The sequence below is a fragment of the Phytopseudomonas daroniae genome (genome assembly GCF_004327285.1).
Taxonomy (GTDB): domain Bacteria; phylum Pseudomonadota; class Gammaproteobacteria; order Pseudomonadales; family Pseudomonadaceae; genus Aquipseudomonas; species Aquipseudomonas daroniae.
Map to the genome: position 1 here is coordinate 1 of NZ_QJUI01000017.1, position 21,726 is coordinate 21,726.

Annotated in this window: 16 protein-coding genes; 15 read left to right on the forward strand and 1 reads right to left on the reverse strand. The window is 63.5% G+C overall.

Going from position 1 to position 21,726, the window contains the following annotated elements:
• Nucleotides 1-276: 276 nt before the first annotated feature.
• On the reverse strand, nucleotides 277-1,599 hold the full coding sequence (locus DNK06_RS18555; RefSeq protein WP_131181483.1) for an LLM class flavin-dependent oxidoreductase: 1,323 nt from the start codon (nucleotides 1,597-1,599) through the stop codon (nucleotides 277-279).
• Between the two features lie 207 nt (nucleotides 1,600-1,806).
• Between DNK06_RS18555 and DNK06_RS18560 the strand changes: the two genes are divergently transcribed.
• The 15 genes from DNK06_RS18560 to DNK06_RS18630 all read left to right on the forward strand — a co-directional run bounded on the left by DNK06_RS18560 (nucleotide 1,807) and on the right by DNK06_RS18630 (nucleotide 21,556).
• Nucleotides 1,807-3,399 (forward strand): FAD-dependent oxidoreductase, encoded by a 1,593-nt coding sequence (locus tag DNK06_RS18560; RefSeq protein WP_131181484.1) that lies wholly within the window; start codon nucleotides 1,807-1,809, stop codon nucleotides 3,397-3,399.
• A complete protein-coding gene (locus DNK06_RS18565) occupies nucleotides 3,396-3,758 on the forward strand; it encodes a 4Fe-4S dicluster domain-containing protein (protein WP_131181485.1) in 363 nt (120 codons plus the stop codon). The genes DNK06_RS18560 and DNK06_RS18565 overlap by 4 nt, the downstream gene beginning before the upstream one ends.
• 12 nt (nucleotides 3,759-3,770) lie before the next feature.
• Complete coding sequence (locus DNK06_RS18570) at nucleotides 3,771-4,754, forward strand: ABC transporter substrate-binding protein (RefSeq protein WP_131181486.1); 984 nt, start codon at nucleotides 3,771-3,773, stop codon at nucleotides 4,752-4,754.
• 19 nt (nucleotides 4,755-4,773) lie between these two features.
• Nucleotides 4,774-6,108: an LLM class flavin-dependent oxidoreductase gene (locus tag DNK06_RS18575; RefSeq protein ID WP_131181487.1), complete on the forward strand. Its 1,335-nt coding sequence runs from the start codon at nucleotides 4,774-4,776 to the stop codon at nucleotides 6,106-6,108.
• Nucleotides 6,105-6,791, forward strand: a complete 687-nt coding sequence (locus DNK06_RS18580; RefSeq protein WP_131181488.1) for a peroxiredoxin-like family protein — start codon at nucleotides 6,105-6,107, stop codon at nucleotides 6,789-6,791. The genes DNK06_RS18575 and DNK06_RS18580 overlap by 4 nt, the downstream gene beginning before the upstream one ends.
• 133 nt (nucleotides 6,792-6,924) lie before the next feature.
• The gene (locus tag DNK06_RS18585; protein WP_131181489.1) at nucleotides 6,925-9,477 is read left to right on the forward strand and encodes a TonB-dependent receptor plug domain-containing protein; all 2,553 of its coding nucleotides are present in this window, start codon (nucleotides 6,925-6,927) and stop codon (nucleotides 9,475-9,477) included.
• An 18-nt stretch (nucleotides 9,478-9,495) separates the two neighbouring features.
• Nucleotides 9,496-10,356 (forward strand): TauD/TfdA dioxygenase family protein, encoded by an 861-nt coding sequence (locus DNK06_RS18590; RefSeq protein WP_131181490.1) that lies wholly within the window; start codon nucleotides 9,496-9,498, stop codon nucleotides 10,354-10,356.
• Complete coding sequence (locus tag DNK06_RS18595) at nucleotides 10,356-11,717, forward strand: LLM class flavin-dependent oxidoreductase (RefSeq protein ID WP_207390010.1); 1,362 nt, start codon at nucleotides 10,356-10,358, stop codon at nucleotides 11,715-11,717. Before DNK06_RS18590 ends, DNK06_RS18595 begins: the two co-directional genes overlap by 1 nt.
• Complete coding sequence (locus DNK06_RS18600) at nucleotides 11,714-13,084, forward strand: NtaA/DmoA family FMN-dependent monooxygenase (protein ID WP_131181491.1); 1,371 nt, start codon at nucleotides 11,714-11,716, stop codon at nucleotides 13,082-13,084. Before DNK06_RS18595 ends, DNK06_RS18600 begins: the two co-directional genes overlap by 4 nt.
• A gap of 45 nt (nucleotides 13,085-13,129) precedes the next feature.
• A complete protein-coding gene (locus DNK06_RS18605) occupies nucleotides 13,130-15,274 on the forward strand; it encodes a TonB-dependent receptor family protein (protein WP_242674719.1) in 2,145 nt (714 codons plus the stop codon).
• An 11-nt stretch (nucleotides 15,275-15,285) separates the two neighbouring features.
• Nucleotides 15,286-16,635: an LLM class flavin-dependent oxidoreductase gene (locus DNK06_RS18610; protein WP_207390009.1), complete on the forward strand. Its 1,350-nt coding sequence runs from the start codon at nucleotides 15,286-15,288 to the stop codon at nucleotides 16,633-16,635.
• Between the two features lie 5 nt (nucleotides 16,636-16,640).
• Complete coding sequence (locus tag DNK06_RS18615; RefSeq protein WP_131181493.1) at nucleotides 16,641-17,750, forward strand: ABC transporter substrate-binding protein; 1,110 nt, start codon at nucleotides 16,641-16,643, stop codon at nucleotides 17,748-17,750.
• Nucleotides 17,751-18,009: 259 nt separating this feature from the next.
• On the forward strand, nucleotides 18,010-19,116 hold the full coding sequence (locus DNK06_RS18620) for an LLM class flavin-dependent oxidoreductase (RefSeq protein ID WP_131181494.1): 1,107 nt from the start codon (nucleotides 18,010-18,012) through the stop codon (nucleotides 19,114-19,116).
• A gap of 266 nt (nucleotides 19,117-19,382) precedes the next feature.
• A complete protein-coding gene (locus DNK06_RS18625; protein WP_131181495.1) occupies nucleotides 19,383-20,729 on the forward strand; it encodes an LLM class flavin-dependent oxidoreductase in 1,347 nt (448 codons plus the stop codon).
• Nucleotides 20,726-21,556, forward strand: coding sequence for an NADPH-dependent oxidoreductase (locus DNK06_RS18630; RefSeq protein WP_131181496.1), 831 nt, complete (start codon nucleotides 20,726-20,728; stop codon nucleotides 21,554-21,556). The genes DNK06_RS18625 and DNK06_RS18630 overlap by 4 nt, the downstream gene beginning before the upstream one ends.
• Nucleotides 21,557-21,726 lie beyond the last annotated feature (170 nt).

Sequence of the window (21,726 nt, forward strand, 5' to 3'; positions counted from 1 at the left end):
GAGCTCAAACAATGGTGGCCCGGAGCACCTGATGCTCCCTTGCTGAGGCCTGATACATAGATGCAACCGGGTTTCTCTGTTCAAAGCGGGTTGACAGGTAAAGGCGAGTCCATACATAGGATGGGTGAAACCCATCAATCGCCGATGGGTTTCACCTACGCGGCCCGATCCGTCCACTGCTCTGCGATCGCAATGGTGGATGAAAAGAGCGTCAGCTACGCGCCCCGATCCACCCTACGGCCGCTATCGCCTTGAAATGCTTATGGCGCTGGAGCGCTAACGTGGGTTGCGGGGAATTTCCAGGCCCAGGCTCTCGCGCAACGTGCTGCCTTCGTACTCACGGCGATAAACCCCGCGTTCCTGCAGAATCGGCACGACCTGTTCGGTGAAGCGGCGAAATTGCTCCGGGTGGCCGATGTAGATATTGAAGCCATCCAGCGCCTGGGCCTCGAACCAGCGAATCATTTCGTTGGCCACGGTTTCGGCAGAGCCGACGAAGCCGTTTGGCCTGAGTGTCAGGCCGTTGGCGACCGCCTGGCGTAGCGTCCAGCCCTTGCTCACGGCCATGTCGGTAGCGGCCTTGGCGGCGGTGTAGAAGCTGCTGCGGGCGTATTCCAGAGCCTGCACCGGGAACGGTGCATCGAGGTCGTACTGGCGGAAGTCATGCCAGCCGAAGGAGCGACCGAACTCGGCCAGGGCCTGGTCGAAACTATGGTCGACGTCGTGGTAATGCCGCTCGATCTCGCGGGCCTGCTCGTCGGTATCGCCGATGTAGATCTGCGCGCCCGGCAGGATGATGATCTCATCGGGATTTCGCCCCTGGCGCTGCGCCCGTTCCTTGATATCGCGATAGAACGCCTGGCCCTTCTCCACACTCGGCGTGTGGGTGAACACCACGTCGGCGATGCTCGCGCCCAGGTCGCGACCCTGTCGGGAATCGCCGGCCTGGAAGATCACCGGTTGGCCCTGGGGCGAACGCTGGATGTTCAGCGGGCCCACCACCGAGAAATGCTCGCCCTTGTGGTGCAGCGCATGCAGTTTGCTGCGGTCGAGGAACTGACCGGTTTCGCGGTTGCGTGGCAGGGCATCGTCCTCGTAGGACTGCCACAGCTTCTGCACCACCTGTACATGCTCCAGGGCACGACCATAGCGGGTGTCGTAATCGTAATGCTCGTCGCGTCCATAATTGCCGGCGGTACCGGCATCGCCACTGGTGACCACGTTCCAGCCGGCGCGACCCTTGCTGATCAAGTCCAGCGAGGCCAATCGGCGGGCGACGTTGAATGGCTCGTTGTAGGAGGTGGTCAGGGTGCCGACCAAACCGATATGCCGAGTGCTCACCGCCAGTGCCGAGAGCAGCGTGAGCGGTTCCAGCCGGTTGAGGTAATGCGGTGGCGAATCCGCGGTGATGAACTGGCTGTCGACGATGAAGATCAGGTCGAACAGCGCAGACTCGGCCTGCCGGGCCAGGTCGATGAACCAGTCGATGTTCACGCTGGCGTCCGCGGGAATCGCCGGATCGTGCCAGAGATTATGTCGCCCCGGCCCACCGACGCCCATGGGCACCGCACCAAGCTTTATCTGTCGTTTGCTACTCATATAGCCCATCCCAAAAGCCCTTTCACAGCCCTCATTAAATACTTATTACTGATATTTAAAAACATATTAGATAAGTAAATTACATAATTAGCTTAGAACCAGAAAGACTTTCACAGCAATTCCTTAGAGGGATAAGGTCAACCCCAGACCGACCCCTTTCCTGGTGGAGGCCGTCTTCCACGACCAATACCAGGAGCCTGTTCTGCTATGACCACCCGCCTTCCACTACTGCTGTCTGCCGACGTGCTGGTCATCGGCGGCGGCCTGGCCGGCACCTGGGCAGCGGTGGCAGCAGCTCGTGAGGGCGTACGGGTGGTGCTGGCGGAAAAGGGCTATTGCGGCACCAGCGGCGTGACCGCCACCGCTGGCCCCGGCCACTGGTGGGTACCGCCGGAGCAGCGTCAGGCAGCCATCGACAAGCGCGTGGCGAGTGCAGCCAGGCTGGGTGATGCGGGCTGGATGGCACGTATTCTGGAAACCACCTGGCAAACCCTGCCGAGCCTCGACCGTCTCTACGACTTTCCACGCAACGAGCGTGGTGAAAAACAGTATCGCGCCCTGCGTGGCCCGGAATACATGCGTGCCATGCGCCAACTGGCGGTGGAGCATGGCGTCACCCTGCTCGACCAGAGCCCGGCCCTGGAACTGCTGAAGAACGATCAGGGCGAACTGGCCGGCGCTCGCGGCCTGCAACGCCAGCAACAGCGTGAATGGCAGGTGCAGGCGCCCGCCGTGGTACTCACCACCGGTGGCTGCGCCTTCCATTCACGCCTGCTCGGCAGCCAGAACAACACCGGCGACGGCTACCTGATGGGCGTGGAAGCCGGCGCCGAGCTGTCCGGCATGGAGTTCTCCAGCTACTACTGCATCGCCCCGGCGAACAGCACCATGACCCGCTCGATGGTCTACACCTTCGGCCGCTACTTCGATGCCAGCGGCCGTGAACTGGCGATCGCCCAGGGCCCGGATTTCAACCAGTCACTGGCGCGCGCATTGCTCGAAGGGCCGGTGTACTGCCGGCTCGACCGCATTCCCGAGGACATCCGGGCACGCCTGCCGTATGTGCAGCCGAACCTGATGCTGCCGTTCGACCGCAGCGGCATCGACCCCTACCGCGACAAGTTTCCCGTCACCCTGCACGGCGAAGGCACCATCCGTGGCGTCGGCGGTTTGCGCCTGGTCGACAGCGACTGCCAGACACGCCTGCCCGGCCTGTTCGCTGCCGGCGATGCTGCCAGTCGCGAGGCGGTGACCGGAGCGATATCCGGTGGTGGCGCAGTGAACTCCTCCTGGGCGCTGTCCTCCGGACAATGGGCCGGACGTGGCGCCGCGAACCATGCGCGGCAGCACCCCGGCCATACCTCAAGCATCCACGGCACCGCACGTGTCGGGCTGTTGCCCATCGGCATCGACCGCGACGACAGCACCGAGCTGATCCGCGCGGTGCAGAACGAAATGCACCCCTACGACAAGAACCTGTTTCGCAGCGGCGAGCAGCTGCAGCGCTCGCTGAACGCGCTGGACAATGCCTGGGATCGGCTGCGCGAGCAGAGCCGTGCCAGCGATACCGGCGCCCTGCTGCGCTGGCGAGAAACGGCGGCGATGCTCGCCACCGCCCGCTGGTGCTACGGCAGCGCTCTGGCGCGCAAGGAAAGTCGCGGTATGCACCAGCGCAGCGATGCCCCGGCACAATCCACCCGCTTCGATCTGCACCTGCACAGCGGCGGGCTGGATGCGCCCTGGGTGCGCCGCGTGCCGCTGCCGATGAGCACCGCTCCCCGTGCGGAGATACCGGCATGATCGAACTGATCCTCAGCGACCGTTGCGACGGCTGCAATCAATGTGTCGCCGCCTGCCCCAGCGACGTGCTCGCGGTCGGCGCCGATGGCACGCCCGTCATCGCCCGCCAGGCGGATTGCCAGACCTGCTTCATGTGCGAGCTGTATTGCAGCAGCGACGCCATCTACGTGCACCCCGACAGCGAACACGCCGTCACCCTCGACCCCGAGCAGATCCGCGCCAGCGGCCTGCTTGGCCAGTACCGCCGCGACTCCGGCTGGAACGAATGGGCAAATGACCCGCGTTACGCCAACCAACACTGGCGCATGGAAGAAATCTTCGCCCTTGCCCGTAGCCAAGCCACAGCCAACGAAATTTAAAGGAGACACCACATGTTGATCCGTACCCTTATCGCCAGCGTCCTCGGTAGCAGCCTGCTACTGGGTGGTTACGCCAGCGCCGCCGACCTCGAACCGCTGCGCGTCGCCAACCAGAAGTCCGGCATCAAGTTGCTGCTGCAGGCAGCAGGTGAACTTGATGACGTGCCCTATACCATCGACTTCTCCGAATTCCCCGCCGCCGCACCGCTCGGCGAAGCGCTGAACGCCGGAGCCGTGGATATCGGCGGTCTGGGCGATGCGCCCTATGTGTTCGCTCTTGGTGCCGGGGCTCCGCTGAAGGTGGTGGAGATCATCAAGCGCGATGGTCGCTACACCACGTCGATCCTCGTGCCCAAGGACTCGCCGCTGAAGACCGTGGCGGATCTCAAGGGACAACGCATCGTCACCAACCGTGGTTCCGTCGGCCACTTCCTGGTGATCAAGGCGCTGCGCGAAGCGGGCCTGAAAACCTCGGACGTGACCTTCGTCAACCTGCTGCCCACCGACGCACGCAGTGCTCTGGAAAGCGGCGCAGCGGATGCCTGGTCGACCTGGGATCCCTACACCACCATCGCCATTACCCAGAATGACGCGCGCATTCTGCGCGACAGCAACGACCTGCTCACCAACCATTTCTACCTGGCCGCCACACAGAAAGCCGTCGATGGTAAACGCCCGCAACTGGAAGACTTCGTCAAGCGCGTGGAGCGTGCCTTTCTCTGGGCCAACGACAATCACCAGGCCTATGCCGAAGCCCAGGCTCGGGTAACGGGCCTGCCGGTCGCGGTGCATCTGGAGTCCGTCCAGGAAACCACCCACTCGCGCGCCGAGATCACCGATGAAGTCATCAGCAACCTGCAGCAGGTCTCGGACATCTACCTGGAAGAAGGCGTACTGACCCGCGCCGTGGATGTATCCCAGGGCTTCGACCCGAGCTTCAACGCCGCCCGTGCCGAACAACCGGGCAAAGCGGTTGCCCAGGCGCAACCTCAGTAAACCGACAGGAGAAACTTCCATGAGCAAACGACAGATCAAGCTCGGTGCCATGATTCATGGCGTTGGCCACGGCTGGGGCGAGTGGCGCCATCCGAACGCCCTGGCCGATGCCAGCGTGAACTTCGGCTACTACAAGCAGCAGGCCAAGCTGGCCGAGGGCGCCAAGTTCGACTTCGCCTTCATCGCCGACAGCCTGCATATCCACGCCAAGTCCAGCCCGCACTACCTCAACCGCTTCGAGCCGCTGACCATCCTCTCGGCGCTGGCTGCGGTCACGGAAAACATCGGCCTGGTGGCGACCGTCACGGTCAGCTACACCGAGCCGTTCCAGGTGGCGCGCCAGTTCGCTTCCCTCGACCACATCAGCGGCGGCCGCGCCGGCTGGAACGTGGTCACCTCGTGGCTCTCCGGCACCGCCGACAACTTCGGCAAGGCCGAGCATCCGCCGCATGCCGTGCGTTATCGGATCGCCCGCGAGCACGTGAACGTGGTCAAGGGCCTCTGGGATTCCTGGGAAGACGACGCCTTCACCCGCGACAAGGAAAGCGGCGAATTCTTCGACCCGGACAAGCTGCATACCCTCAATCACCAAGGCGAGTTCTTCAAGGTCAAGGGCCCGCTCAACATCCAGCGCTCACGCCAGGGCCAGCCGCTGATTTTCCAGGCCGGCACCTCCGACGACGGCCGCAACTTCGCCGCGCAGAACGCCGATGCGATCTTCGTCAGCCCCGAATCGTTCAGCGAAGCGCGGGCCTACTACCAGGATCTCAAGCAGCGCGCCGCCAAGGCCGGACGCAACCCGGACGAGCTGTTCATCCTGCCCGGCATCCGCCCGATCATCGGCCGCGATGCCGAGGAAGTGGAAAGCCGCTACCAGCAGGCCGTCGACCTGGTCAGCATCGAAGACGCCATCGTCGCCCTCGGCCGGCCGTTCAACGACTACGACTTCACCGGCCATGACCTGGACGCGCCCTTCCCCGACCTCGGCGACCTGGGCAGCAACAGCCACAAGGGCTCGTCGGATCGCATCAAACAACAGGCCCGCGAAGAGAACCTGACCCTGCGTGAAGTCGCCCTGCGCTTCTCGCGGCCACGACGCGATTTCGTCGGCACCCCGGAGGAAGTGGCCAACGCCCTGCAGGACTGGTTCGAAGATGGCGCCGCCGACGGCTTCATCGTCAACTCGCTGCTGCCCGACGGCCTGCAGTACTTCACCGAATACGTGGCGCCGCTGCTACAAGCGCGGGGCCTGCTGCGCCGCGAATACCAGGGCCAGACCCTGCGTGACAACTTCGGCCTGGCCGTCCCCGCCAACCGCAACACCCTGCGCCGCGTACAAGGAGAAGTGGCATGAGCGAATCCCTCAACCATCTGCTCGCAGAATTGCATGCCGAGCGCGTGCGTACCTGGGTGCCCGAGGCGCTGAAAGTGAATATCGACCAGCGTCAGAAACTGGTCGACGAGGCGCGCCATGAAACCTTCGTCAAAGCCGGCGACAGCGTCGAGCCGTTCGAGCTGCTCAAGGTCGAAGGCGGCACCCTGAGCCTCGAACAACTGGTCGCCAACGGCCCCGCGGTGCTGGTGTTCTTCCGCTTCGCCGGCTGCCCGGCGTGCAACATCGCCATACCCTACTACGAGCGCAACCTGCAGCCGGCGCTGCGCGAACGCGGCGTGCCTCTGCTGGCAGTGAGCCCGCAGGTGCCGGAGCGCCTGGTGGAAATTCGCGACAAGCACCAGTTGACCCTGCAGGTGGCCAGCGACAGGGACAACCAACTGGCCAGACGCTTCGGCGTGCTCTACGAATTCGACCAAGCCTCGCGCCGGGCCTCGCTGAGCAAGGGGGCGGGCATTGGCGAGGTCACCGGCACCGGTACCTGGGAACTGCCGCAGCCAACCGTGGTGGTGATCGGCAGCGACCGCCGCGTGCACTTCGCCGAAGTCAGCCCGGACTGGCTGGTACGCAGCGAGGCACAGCCGATCATCGATGCGGTGGATACCCTGCTCGAGCAACAAAACCTTCTGACCAAAAGCGCCTAGACAGGCACGACAGCAGCTACCAGCCGGGAACGCTGGCGCACCACAGACAGGATTCCAGTCACCCACCACGAGCCTGCGCCAAGCGCCCACAGGCTCGCGGGAGACTTCTTTTACTCAGTGAAGGAAGTTGTAGATGAATGCGTTCCCCCTCGCTCGACCGGGCAGATACTCGCCCACGCTTCTCGGCCTGCTGATCTGCAGCATGGCCAGCCAACTGCAGGCTGCCGAGTCGGACACCGTGCTCGGCACGGTGTCGGTGATCTCTACCGGCAACCGCAGCAACACCCTGACCGTGGCCGATAGCCCCTCGCCCATCGACATCATCAGCGGCGATCAGATCCGCAAGACCGGCAAGGCCAGCCTGCGTGAAGCACTGGGCCGCATCGTGCCGTCGTTCAGCGCCCCAGCCCAGGCCGGCGGCGGCACCTCGTCATCGGTGCGGCCAGTGTCGATCCGCGGCCTCAGCGGCGATCACCTGCTGGTGCTGGTCAACGGCAAGCGCCGGCACAACACCGCCGTCTACAACAACTTCGCCCGCATCGCCAGCGGTAGCGTGCCGGTGGATCTCGACCTGATCCCCACCTCGGCCATCGAGCGCATCGAACTGCTGCGCGATGGTGCCTCCGCGCAATACGGATCGGACGCCATCGCCGGTGTGCTGAATATCATCCTCAAGAGTCAGGACAGCGGCGGCAGCGCCAGCGTGACCGTCGGCCAGCAGGAAGACAAACCCGGCGACCTGACCCAGACCGGTATCAACAGCGGCTTTGCCCTCGGCGACAATGGCGGCTTCTTCAACACCTCACTGGATATACGCCTGCAAGGGCCGTCCTATGCTGCCGGCGATGCCCAGGGAGCCTGGTATTACCCGGTACTCAATGGCGAACCGGTGCCTTTCGGCACGCCAGGTGCACAGCCTGATCCTCGCGAGGAATCGGTCGGCCGTCTGTTATCGAAGGGCTACGGGCGCTCCAACCGCGACGAGGTCTACAACCTCTCGTACAACGCCGAACTGCCCATTCATGACGATCTGACGCTGTACTCCTTCTCGACCTACAGCGACCGTAGCATCGTCGACACTCGCGGCAGCTACCGCGCCACCGCCTTGTCCTCAATCCCGGAAATCTTTCCCGATGGTTTCAATGCCCAGCGGCTGATCGACGAAAAAGACTTTCAGTTTGCATTAGGCGGCAAGGGCGACTTGGCTGGCTGGGGTTATGACCTCTCCACCACCTACGGCAAGGACGATGTGCGCCTTGGCGCGCAGAACACCCTCAACTCATCGCTTGGCCCAAGCAGCAAGACGTCGTTTTACCTGGGCGATCTGAAGTTCGAGCAATGGACGACCAACCTGGACGTCACCCGCCCCTTTGAAATCGGCCTGCCCAAGCCGTTGCAGCTATCGGCAGGCATCGAGCACCGCTGGGAAAAATACCTGCAGACCGCAGGCGAACCGGACTCCTACCGTGACGGCGGCTATGCCTACCCCGTCGGTCACCCGCGTGCCGGGCAACGCCCCCTCGCTGGCTTGCAATCCTTTACCGGTACTTCGCCTGCCGACGCCGGCTCGCTGGATCGCGATAGCTACGCCTTCTACATCGATGCCGGCAGCAACCTGACCGAACGCCTGTACACCAGCGCCGCACTGCGCTTCGAGCATTACGACGACAGCTCCGGCAACACCGCCAGTGGCAAGCTGGCCACCCGTTACGAACTGGCCCCGGGCCTGGCCCTGCGCGGCACCTTCAACACCGGTTTTCGCGCGCCGTCGCTGGCCCAGCAGACCTTCTCGGTCACCCAGAATACCAGCGTGCGCCTGGCCGATGGCACTACCCAGAGCCTGCTCGCACGCTACCTGCCGCCCAGCAGCGTTGCCGCCCAGGCACTGGGCGCCAAGGATCTGGAACCGGAGAAGTCGACCAACTTCAGCCTCGGCATTTCCTGGGAGCCGACGCGCAACGCCCGCATCACCCTCGACGCCTACCGCATCGAAATCAAGGATCGTATCGTCAAGAGCGAGATCATTCGCGACAGCGGCACCTCCACGGTGATCCGCGACACCCTCGCCTCCCTCGGCATCAACGACCTGTACTCGGCGCAGTACAACATGAACGGCGTCGACACCCGTACCGACGGCGTCGATCTGGTCAGCGAACTGCACAGCGATTACGGCCGTTTCGGCCAGGTGCGCTGGTCGGCGCTGTACAGCTACAACCGCACCACCATCCGCGATATCAAGCAGAACGGTACGGTCAGCAACCTGCTCGGTAGCGACTACGTGATCTTCGGCCACCAGGCACAGACCGACCTGACCCAGGGAAGCCCGCGCGACAAACTGGTATTGGGCAGCAACTGGCGCATCGGCGATTTCATCACCGACCTGCAACTGACTCGCTACGGCAAGTACACCGAAGCTGGCGCTACAGCCGCAGCGGATCGGCAGTTCAGCGCCAAGTGGATCACCGACCTCGACGTCACCTATCTGCTTACCGACAACCTGTCCGTTTCCCTTGGTTCCAACAACCTGTTCGGCGTACGCCCTGACAGGCAGACCCCAACCCCAACGGTTACCGGCCTGGGCACAGCCAACCCCACCGAGATCAACAACCCGGACGAATACGGCGCATTCAGCCCGTACGGCCTCAACGGCGCGTTCTATTACGCGCGCCTTTCCTACGACTGGTAACAAAAAGAGGACAGCACCATGCCCGCAGAAAACGTCGTCGCACTCACCGAAACCCTCAAGGTCACCCCGCTGGAGCCGACCGTCGGCGCCGAAATAAGCGGTGTAGACCTGAGCAAGCCACTCTCCCCGCTGCAGCGGGACGAGATTCACGCCCTGCTGCTCAGGCACAAGGTGATTTTCTTCCGCGACCAACACATCAGCAGCGAACAGCAGATCGCCTTCGCCGCTCAGTTCGGCGAGCTGTATGAGCACCCGACCACCCAGAAGCAGGACAGCAACAAGCCCCAGGCGCACCTGATTCTCGCCAGCCAGGCCAAGGAAGCCTACGGCGATGCGCGCAAGGGTCGCTGGCACACCGACACCAGCTGGATGCTCAAGCCCACCTACGGTGCGGTGCTACGTGCCGTATCGCTGCCAGAACTGGGCGGCGACACAGTGTGGGCCGACGCCGGCCTGGTCTACCGCGGCCTGTCCGACGAACTCAAGGCACGTATCGACAACCTCTACATTACCCACAACTTCAAATCCTCGCTGGACAGGGTCGGCTATCACTACCCGATCCTCGCCCACCCGCTGGTACGCACCCATCCGGAAACCGGCGAAGACGCCCTCTTCATCAACTTCTCCATGTCGCCCCAGGTGATCGGCTGGTCGGTCGAGGAAAGCCGTGCCCTGGTCGCCGAGCTGCTCAAGGAATTCAGCAACCCGGAGTACCAGGTGCGTTTCAAATGGACACCGGGCACCATCGCCTTCTGGGACAACCGTGCCCTGCTGCATTACCCGGTCTACAACTACGGCGACTTCGACCGGGTGATGGAACGCGTACTGATCGCCGATGACGACATCCCCCACCGTGTGCGCAAGCAGGCGGCGGTCTGATGGCACGGCAACTGCACCTGGCGCTGTTCGTCAGCCATGCCGGCTCGCATCTGGCGGGCTGGCGTCTGCCCCAGGCCGAAGTCGGCAATGCCCTGGATATCCGTTATTACCAACGCCTCGCCGAACAGGCCGAAGCGGCCAAACTGGACATGCTGTTCGTCGCCGACAAACTGGCCCTGGACGACATCCACGGCGGCTCGTTCGATGCTGCGGTGACCTGGCGCCCCAGCGGTTCGCCGGAACCGCTGGCACTGCTGTCGGCGCTCAGTGTGCTGACCTCGCACATCGGCCTGGGCGCCACGGTGTCCACCAGCTATCACCAGCCGTTCCATGTCGCCCGCCAGTTCGCCACCCTGGATCACTTCAGCGGTGGCCGCGTTGCGTGGAACGCGGTGACTTCGGTGAACGACGGCGAAGCGCGCAACTTCGGCCTCGAGCAGCACCTTAGCCATGCCGAACGCTACACCAAGGCCGCCGAATTCCTCGATGTGGTGCGCACCCTCTGGGACACCTGGGAAGACGATGCTCTGCTGGTCGACAAGGCCAGCGGCCGCTATGCCGATGCCAGCAAGTTGCATTACGCCGATCACCAGGGGGACTGGTTCAAGGTGCGCGGCCCGCTCAACTTGCCGCGCCCACCGCAAGGTCATCCGGTGCTGATCCAGGCCGGCGTGTCGTCGGCGTTTCAATCCCTGGCCGCGCGCAATGCCGAGGTGGTCTTCCCGGTGCAATCGACGCTGGAAAAGGCCAAGGCGTTCTACCGCGAATTCAAGGCGCAGGTGGTCGCCGCCGGGCGCCAGGTCGACGACGTCAAGGTGCTGCCCGGTCTCTACCCGATCATCGCCGACACCGACGAACAGGCGCAGGCACTGGCCAATGAGCTGGACGAACTGATCCTGCCGATCGCCGGCCTGGCCTTCATGTCGGCGAGCATGAACTACGACCTTGCCCAGCATGATCCCAAGGCACCGGTACCGGATATCCGTGCGCACATCCGCGGCAGCAAGGGTCGCTTCGATGGGGTGATCGGCAACGCCATCGAAGCCGGCTGGACGCTGGAACAGCTCGGCCGCTGGTACGCCTCCAGCCTGGCCTTCGCCAAGTTCATCGGCTCGCCACAGACGGTCGCTGACCAGATGCAGCAATGGCTGGAACAAGACGCCGCCGACGGCTTCGTGATCATGCCGCCGTACATGCCCGGTGGCGCCGAACGCTTCCTCGAACAGGTAGTACCGGAGCTGCAACGGCGTGGAATCTTCCGCCGCGAGTATCAGGGCAGCACGCTGCGTGAACACCTGGGCCTGCGCTCACCGAGCTCGTCCCACTCTCCATCCATAAGCAACACCAGGAGCACACCGTGAGCCAATCCCATGGCCAATTGAAACTCGGCCTGCTGTTCAATGCGCCTGGCAATGACCCGGCCAGCACCAGCGCCGATGAGCGGAACCAGGCCCGGCAGACCGGTCTGGCGCACTACATCGAAACCACCCTGGCGATGGAGCGAGCCAGGTTCGACTTCGTCATGGTCGCCGACGTTGCCTTCCAGGAAACCGCCCACCCACAGGTACCGCGCCCCGAGCCGATCACCCTGTTCGCGGCTCTGGCCGGTGTTACCCGGCACATCGGCCTGGTGCCCACGGTATCGACCACCTTCACCGCGCCGTTCAACCTGGCCCGGCAGATGCTATCGCTGGACAACCTCAGCGGCGGCCGGGCGGCCTGGAACGTAGTGACCTCCAGCGCCGGCGAGCGCAACTTCGGCAACCAGCCGCTGCCCCTGCACAGCGAACGTTACCGTCGCGCCCTGGAGCACGTCGAGGTGGTGCGCAAACTCTGGGACTCTTGGCAGGACGATGCGCTGGTCAACGACCACGGCCGGCACATCGCCGTGGACGCCGGGCGCATTCACCGCATCGCTCACCAGGGCGAGTTCTATCAAGTCGAAGGGCCACTGAATCTATCCCGTTCGCCCCAGGGCCATCCGGTGCTGTTCCAGGCTGGCTCGTCCGCCGACGGCAAGGCCTTTGCCGCTCATTTCGCCGAGGCCATCTATACCGCTCAGCACAGCATTGCCGAGGGCAAGCAGTTCTACGACGATCTCAAGAGCCAGGTGCGCCACTTGGGCCGCGATCCGGCGCACATCAATATCCTGCCCGGCCTGAGCACGGTGATCGCCGATTCGGACGAAGCCGCCCGGCGCCTCAACGAGCAGATCCTCGACAACCTCGGCCCGCAAGCCCTCGATGCCCTGGCCAAGCAGCTTGGCGGCATCGACCTCAGCGACCTGGAGCCGCACCACACCATTCCAGCCGAGCGCCTGCCCGCAGTGCTGTCGGTCGAGGGCCGGCAGAGCCGCTACGAGGTGTTCCGCCAGCACGCCGTGGAACAACGCTGGACGCTGCGCCAACTACTGGAACTGCAGGCCGGCTCGGCTGGCCATGGACGCATCGTCGGCAGCCCCGAGCGAGTCGCCGATCACATCGAACGCTGGTTCCTCCAGGGCGCGGCCGACGGTTTCATCGTCATGCCCGGCCAGGGTCTGGAGGGCGCTCTGATTTTCGCCGAACAGGTGGTGCCGATCCTTCAGCGCCGTGGCCTGTTTCGCAACGAGTACCAGACCGACACCCTGCGCGGCCATCTGGGTCTGCCCATTCCTCGCAGCCGCTACAACCGCGATACCGAGCTCGCTGATCAGAAAGCTGGTGTTCCCGCGCAAAGCGCCCAGTGACTCATCGCCCTACCAATACGCCCCATAACCAGAAAGAGCCCTTGCATGCACACCTATACGCAGTCTGCGAGCCTTGCCCGCAAGCACCTGGCCGTGTCGATCAGCGCCGCTCTCATGAGTCTGATCTCCCACGGTTCGGCCAATGCCGCCAGCACCACATCGACAGAAGATGAAAACACCACCCTTGAAACCGTGGTGATCGAGCAGAAAAAACTCACCCCCACTGCAGAGGCCGAGACTCGGCTGCGCAACATTCCCGGCGGCGCCAGTGTGGTCAGTGGCGAGGAGCTGGAGAAAGGTCGCGCCGCGCCCCAGGACATCTTCGCCTATCAACCGGGCGTATTCGTACAGAATGTCGGTGGCAACGACGGCATCCACGTCTCCATCCGTGGTTCGGGCATTCTCTCCAACGTCGGCAACATGCCGCTGGGCATCAAGTACCTGGTCGACGGCCTGCCGTTGACCGGCCCAGGTGGCGCCTCTTACGAACTGTTCGAGCCGCTGGGCCTGGATCACACCGAAGTACTGCGAGGCGCCAACGCCTTCGAATACGGTGCACTTTCTCTCGGCGGTGCGGTGAACTTCGTCAGCCGCAGCGGCTACACCGCGCCCGGCACCCGCCTGCACCTGGAAGGCGGCAGTTTCGGCTATCACAAGTCGCAGATCGCCACCGGCGGCGTGATCGGCGATGCCGACTACTACATCAACATCACCGAATCGCGGCGCGACGGCTTCCAGGAACAGACCTTCAAGAAATCCGAAGGCTTCAGCTCCAACTTCGGCTACCGCTTCAATCCTAACCTGGAGAGCCGCGTGTTCCTGCGCTATCGCGAGGAATACCACGAAGCCTCCGGCGCACTGACCCGCACGCAATTACGCGACGACCGCAAGCAGACCAGCGCCGCCTTTCGCATCGGCCGCAACCTGGTCGACAAGTACGGCTCGCTCCAAGTCGGCAGCCGCACCACCTGGCAGATCGACGATACCTCCAGCCTGGAATTCGGCGTCGGTTACTACAAGATGCCGCAGCGTCTGAATACCTATAGCGCCGCACCCAGTTCTTCGGACTACCGTGACCTGAGCGCCACCGTGCGCTACCAGCGCAACGACGAACTGTTCGGCCTGGACAGCGAAACCACCCTCGGCTGGTTCCAGACCCGGCAGACCACTGGCCGTACCGACACCTACCGCCGCAACACCGACGGAACGCTGACGCGCACCAAGTACAACCGCTACAAGGGCTCGCTGGACAACGTCTTCGCCCTGGGCAATACCCTTAGCCTGACCCCCGATGTGAAGCTGCTCAGCGGCCTGTCGGCGATCCAGGTCAAACGCGACGTGTCCATCGAACAGAGCGCGGCGCCGATCAACACCGGCCAGTCCGGCGATGTGGATTACGACAAATGGAGCCTGGCGCCGCGCCTGGGCGTGACCTGGCAGGCCACCCCCGAACTTCAGTTGTTTGCCAACGTCAGTCGCTCGCTGAACCCGGCCGCTACCTGGCAATACTCTCCTTCGACCTACGCCACCAACCTCAACTACGTCAAACCGCTGGTGGATCAGAAGGCCAATACCGTGGAGTTCGGCCTGCGCGCCACCGGCGAAGGCTACGATGCCAGCCTGGCTATCTACCGCGCCTGGGTGAAGGACGAACTGCTGACCGTCGAACTGGCCCCGGCGACCGGCACCAGCGCCGCCCTGACCAGCGCTTTCAACGGTAGCCCGACCATCCACCAGGGCATCGAGGCAGGGCTGACCAACACCCTTTGGGCCAACGCCGGCGACCAGATTCTGCTGCGCCAGGCCTACACGTTCAACGACTTCCACTTCCGTGACGACAGCGTGTTCGGCAGCAATCAGTTGCCCGGCGTGCCGCGCCACTATTACCAGGCCGAGTTGCGTTACGAGCAGGCCAGTGGTTTCTCCGCCGGGCTCAACCTGACCGCCGCCTCGAGCTACTACGTGGACTTCGCCAATACCTTCAAGGCCAGCGGCTACGCCCTGCTCGGTGCGCGCCTGGGCTATGCGCCGAGCAAGCAATGGTCGTTGCTCCTCGACTTGACCAACCTCACCGACAAGACCTACGCCTCCGGCACCGCCACCGTCTACAACGCCCAGGGCAACGACGTGGCGGTGTTCTACCCCGGCGATGGCCGTGCGGCCGTGGCTGGCGTGAACTACACCTTTTGAGCGTAATGACCATGACCCGACAATTGAAACTCGGCGCTTTCCTCTTCGCTCCCGGCAACCACGCCGGCGGCTGGCGCCATCCCGACGCGCAGCCGCAAACCGACATGGATTTCGCCGCCTACCTGCATCTGACCCAAGTCGCCGAGCGCGGCAAGTTCGACACCGTATTCTTCCAGGACACCAGTGCGGTACCAGGTGACACTCTGGCCGACGGTGGTCGTACCGGCTTCGCCCGGGCGGTGTACCTCGAACCGGTGTCACTGATCGCCGCGCTGGCCAGCGTGACCCGCAACATCGGCCTGATCTCCACGGCGACCACCACCTACAACGAGCCGTATCACATCGCTCGCAAGTTCGCCTCCATCGACCATATCAGTGGCGGGCGCGCCGGCTGGAACCTGGTGACCTCGCAGATCGAGGACGAGGCCGGTAACTTCGGCCGCGACCACCACCTGCTGCACGCCAAGCGCTACGCCCGCGCCGAGGAATTCCACGACGTGGTACGCGGCCTGTGGGACAGCTGGGAGGACGACGCCCTGGAACGTAACAAGGCAGATCGTTATTTCGATCCGCAGAAGGTGCATCGCCTCGACCACCAGGGCGAACACTTCCGTGTACGCGGCCCACTGAACGTGGCGCGCACTCCCCAGGGCCACCCCATCGTGTCCCAGGCCGGAGCCTCGGAAGCCGGCCGCGAACTAGCTGCACGCACCGCCGACCTGGTATTCACCGCCGCCCTCACCCTGGAAGAAGCCCAAGCCTTCTACCGCGACGTGAAAGCCCGTACACGCAGGCATGGCCGCAACCCCGAGCACATCAAGATCATGCCAGGTCTGCTGCCCATCGTTGGCCGTACCGAGGAGGAAGCCAAGGCCAAGTACCAGCAACTCATCGACCTGCTGCCAGCGGATCTGGGCATCAAACCCATCGCCCGCCTGGCCGGCGACCTGGATCTGTCGCAGTACCCACTGGACGGCCCACTGCCCGACCTGCCGGCGAACAATTCTGCCATCGGACGGCAGAAGCTGCTGGTCGACCTGGCGCGCCGGGAGAATCTGACCATCCGCCAACTGGCCCAGCACTTCGCCTGCGCCGGTGGTCACCGGGTGGTCTACGGCACGCCGGTAACCATCGTCGACCAGATGCAGGAATGGCTGGAAAACGAGGGTGCCGATGGCTTCATCATCCAGTTCCCGTTCTTCCCCACACCGCTGGAAGACTTCGTCGAACTGTTGGTTCCCGAACTACAGCGGCGTGGTATTTACCGCCAGGAATACGAGGGCACAACGCTGCGTGAGAACCTCGGTATTCCACGTCCTGTTCACCCCGCGCAACATCGCGCACCCGAAGCATTACGGTGATCGTCATGCAGACACTCATACGAACTTCCATTGCAGCATTGCTCACATTCTCGCTCGGCGCCTGCGAGCAGACCGAGCCTCCCACCAGCAGCCAGTCGGCAAACCCGCAGAGCGATCTGTCCAAGGTCGTGCTGCGTGTCGGCGCGCCGAACAAGATCGGCAACCGTCCCTATCTGGAGGTGGCCGGGCAACTCGAGGACGTGCCCTACCGCATCGAATGGTCGGAGTTCTCTGCAACCCCAGCGCTGCTCGAAGCCCTGCGCGGCGGCAACATCGATATCGGCGGTAACGGCGGCGCCACGGGCATCCTGTTCGAGGCGGCCAACAACAACGCCAGCGGGGTCAAGGTGGTCGCTGCCGGCCGTCCCGTGGCCGCGGGTGCGGATGAAACCGGTGGCGCCATCCTGGTGCGCAAGGGCGCGCCCTACCGCTCCGTCAGCGACCTGAAGGGCGCGCGAGTATCGATAATGAAAGGTACCGGCACCCAGTACCTGCTCGGCCAGGCTCTCGAAAAGAACGGTCTCAACGCCAGCGACATCGAGCTACTGCATCTGACCAACGACGCGGCGCTTGCTGCGCTTCTGGCTGGTCATATCGATGCCTGGGGTACCTGGGATCCACAAGCCAGCGTGCTGCAATCGCATCCAGATCTACGTCTGATGGGTTGGTTGGGCAGCCGCGAGGATACCTACACCATTCAGTATGCTTCGGCGCAAGCTCTGGACGATCCGAGCAAGCGCGCTGCTATCGATGATTTTCTCCAGCGTCTGGCGCGTTCCACGGTCTGGGTTGCCGCACACCCGCAGGACTGGGCGAAGCTGAGCAGCCAACTGGCACGCGTGGACGAAAAGGTGATGCTGCAGATTGCGCGCAAGACGCAGACCGAATATGGCCTCGATACCGCTCGGCAGGATGTGCTGCAAGCCTCTTTCCAACGTGAAGCCGAGTTCTGGCATACGCTCGGCGTCACCGACAGAACGCCCGATATAGACAGTCTGTTCGACACTGGTTTCAACCCGAGCATGATCGCCGCAACAGAGGCTGCAAAGCGGCAATTGACGGGAGCCAGGGCAGATACGCCAGGCATACGGCCAGTGGCACATAGCGACAATTAGTAAAGCGTCATAGCAAGCAGCGTAGAAAGCAGCAGTGCCCTGCGCTGCTTGCGGAGTGACGACCCCACGTGTGAGCTCACTTGGCGAGGTCATTGCTGCAAACGCAAAAATAAAGTCATATAAATATTATAAGTATATTTTTATACGTTCTTTGCATGTTTATAAAGGCTTTTCTAGTATCCGGTCATTGCCCTGACGTGCATCCAGATGCCGCGCTCATCAAAGCGGCACCCCACCGAATGAACAGGAGTTCCCCGCAATGAGTCTCGAATTTATCGGCCTGATCGGCCCGCAGGAAGGCAGTGAGTCGCAAGCGCCCCGTGGCCCCGTCGTCGACGTGGAGTTCATCAAGGCTTTCGCCCAGGCTCAGGAGTATGGTGGCTTCGACAAGGCGTTGCTGGCAGTCAACACCAGCGCAGCGGATTCGATGATCCTGGCCAGCTACGTCGCGGCAGTGACCGACAAGCTGGGCCTGCTGGTCGCCCACCGCCCGGGCTTCCAGGCACCGACCTTCGCTGCCCGCCAGTTCGCCACCCTCGACCACCTGAGCCGTGGCCGCGCCTCGATCAACGTGATCACCGGCGGCGACAGCGGCGACCTGCAGCGCGATGGCGACTTCCTCGACAAGGACGCCCGCTACGCGCGTACCGAGGAATACCTGGATATCTTCCGCAAGGTCTGGACAAGCACCGAACCTTTCGATCACCAGGGCGAACACTACCGTGTCGAGGACAACCTGACGCTGGTCAAGCCGGTGCAGAAACCCCATGTGCCGATCTACTTCTCCGGCGCTTCGGATGCTGCCTTCGAAGTCGCCGCCAAGCACGCCGACGTGTACATGATGTGGGGCGAGCCGCTGGAGCAGGTTCGTGAACGCATCGCCAAGGTGCGTAAAGCTGCGGCCAGGTATGGCCGCGAGAAACACATCCGCTTCAGCCTGTCGTTGCGGCCGATCCTCGGCGCTACCGAGGACGAAGCCTGGGCACGTGCCGAGCGCATTCTGCAGGACGCTCGCGAGCTGATCCATCTGCGCCAGAACAAGCGACGCGACAAGAATTTCGGCACCAGCAACTCGGGCTCCTCGCGCCTGGTCGAGCTGGCCGGCCAGCGCAAAGTGCACGACAAGCGGCTATGGACGGAAATCGCCGCACTGAGCGGCGGTGCCGGCAACTCCACGTCTCTGGTCGGTACACCGGATCAGGTTGCCGATGCCGCGCTGGACTATTACAACGCCGGCATCACCACCTTCCTGTTCCGCGGCTTCGATCAACTGCGCGACGCGGTCGAGTATGGCCAGGATCTGCTACCGCGCATCCGTGCGCTGGTCGAGCAGCAAGGCAGCGCCAAGAAGGTTCAGAACGCCTAGGAGCCAGTGGCGGAAAAGACGCTACAAGGCGATAGCCGCCTTTCGTAGGGTGGACGACGCTTCACCTACGCGGCCCGACCCGTCCACCGCTCTGCGATCGCAATGGTGGATGAAAAGAGCGTCATCCACCCTACGGAGTGAGCGGCCGCTTCCGCCACATTGCAGCCGTACAGCCACATAGACAACTGTTGTGCCTCTCCTCCACCAACCATGGGCATCCGGTGCCCATGGGCCTTACTGCTCGGTTGCGGGCAAAGGATCGACCCATGACGCAACGACAACTGCATTTCGGTGCCATTCTCACCGGTGTGGGTACTAGCCAGCAGGAATGGCTGAACCCGGAAATTCCCGGCGACGCCAGCATCGACATCGACTGGTACAAGCAGCAGGCACGCGCAGCCGAGGCGGCCAGGTTCGACTTCGTGTTCATCGTCGACAGTCCGTACATCACCCCGCAATCCGCCCCGCACTTTCTCAACCGCCTGGAACCGCTGACTCTGCTCTCCGCCCTGGCTGGCGCGACCGACAGGATCGGTCTGGTGGCGACCCTGACCACCTCCTACACCGAGCCCTTCAACGTCGCTCGCCAGTTCGCCTCGCTGGATCAGATCAGCCATGGCCGTGCCGGCTGGAACGTGGTCACCACGGGCCTGGAGGGCGCCGCCGGCAACTTTGGCCGCGAGCGACATATCGACCATGCTGAACGCTACCGTCGCGCCCATGAGCACGTCGCGGTGGTACAGGGCTTGTGGGACTCCTACGAGGACGATGCCTTTCCACGCGACAAGGTCAGCAAGCACTTTCTCGATCCTGCCAAGCAGCACCGCCTGGATCACCAGGGCGAGTTCTTTTCTGTCACCGGGCCACTGAACATCTCCCGCTCGCCCCAGGGCCAGCCAGTGATCTTCCAGGCTGGCGTGTCCGAGTCCGGTCGTGGCCTGGCCGCCACCATTGCCGAAGGCATCTTCGCTGGCGTGGACAATTTCGAGGATGCCCGCGAGTACTACGCCGACATCAAGCGTCGCACCGCCGAAGCCGGCCGCAACCCCGATCATGTGCTGCTGTTCCCGGGCATCGAACCGATCATCGCCGACACCGATGAGCAGGCTCAGGCCATCCAGCGAGAACGCAAGGGCGAGCTGGATCTGCACAAGGCGCTGGTGCAACTGGGCCGCCCGTTCAACTACCACGACTTCAGCCAGTACGACCTCGATGCGCCCTTCCCGGAGCTCGGTGACCTGGGTAGCAACGGCTATCGCGGCCATGCCGAACGCATCAAGCGCGTGGCCCAGGAACAGAACCTGACGCTGCGCCAGGCCGCACTGCGCTTCGGCCAGCCCTACTCCAGCTTCGTCGGCTCGCCGCTTACGGTGGCCAACGAAATCGAACGCTGGTTCCGCGAAGGTGCCGTGGACGGCTTCAACATCCACGTCGGCGCACCGAGCGAATTCGCCCGTTTCACCAACGAAGTGCTGCCGATCCTGCGCGAGCGCGGCCTGTTCCGCGATGACTACGCACACCGCACGCTACGCGGTCATCTGGAGCTGCCGATACCCACGAATCGATACACACGATCCCCCAGGGTGCCCGAACGCATCGAGGAGCCAGCATGACTGCATCCACTTCCTCTTTTCAGGATCTTTGGCAGCAACGCTACGGCGGCGCAAGCGAGCCTGCCGCGCTATTGGCCAACCCGGTGATCGAGCACCTGCTCGCCCACCGTAGCGTACGTAGTTACCTTGAGCGGCCATTGCCAGCTGGCACCCTGGAAACGCTGCTGGCCGCAGCGCAATCGGCAGCTACGTCATCCAACCTGCAGGCCTGGAGCCTGCTGGCAATCGAAGACCCTGTGCGCAAGGAACGTTTGGCCACCCTGGCCAACGATCAGGCGCATATCCGCAAGGCGCCGCTGTTGCTGATCTGGCTGGCCGACTTCTCGCGAGCACAGCGCATCGCCGAGCAGCGCGATGTGCACTTGCAGGCGCCGGCCTATCTGGACAGCCTGCTGGTCGGCAGCATCGATGCCGCGCTGGCCGCGCAGAATGCCGTGGTCGCCGCCGAGTCGCTGGGCCTGGGCACCGTCTACATCGGCGCCTTGCGCAACAACCTGCAGGCGGTGATCGACGAGCTGCAACTGCCGCCCCTGGTATTTCCGGTGTTCGGCCTGTGCGTGGGTTACACCGATCCGCAGCAGCCAGCGGCGATCAAGCCACGCCTGCCCCAGGCCGTGACACTGCACCGCGAGACCTACCGCACCGAGGGCGAGCCAGAGCAGATCGCCGCCTATGAAGGAACCGCCGCAGCCTTCAGCCGCGCTCAGGGCCAGAACACGCCGGGCTGGAGCGAGCAGGTGATCAATCGCCTCAAGGGCGTGGAGTCCCTGCACGGCCGCGAGCGTATCAGCCATACATTGAACGAACAGGGCCTGGCGCTTCGTTAGTCGAGACCGCCCTCTATGAAGGCGCAAGCAGCCCTTCGTAGGGTGGACGACACTTGCCTACGCGGCCCGATCCGTCCACCGCTCTGCAACCGCAATGGTGGATGAAAAGAGCGTCATCCACCCTACGTCCGCTTACGCTTTATAACGCCCTTTGCCCTGTTCGAAACTTG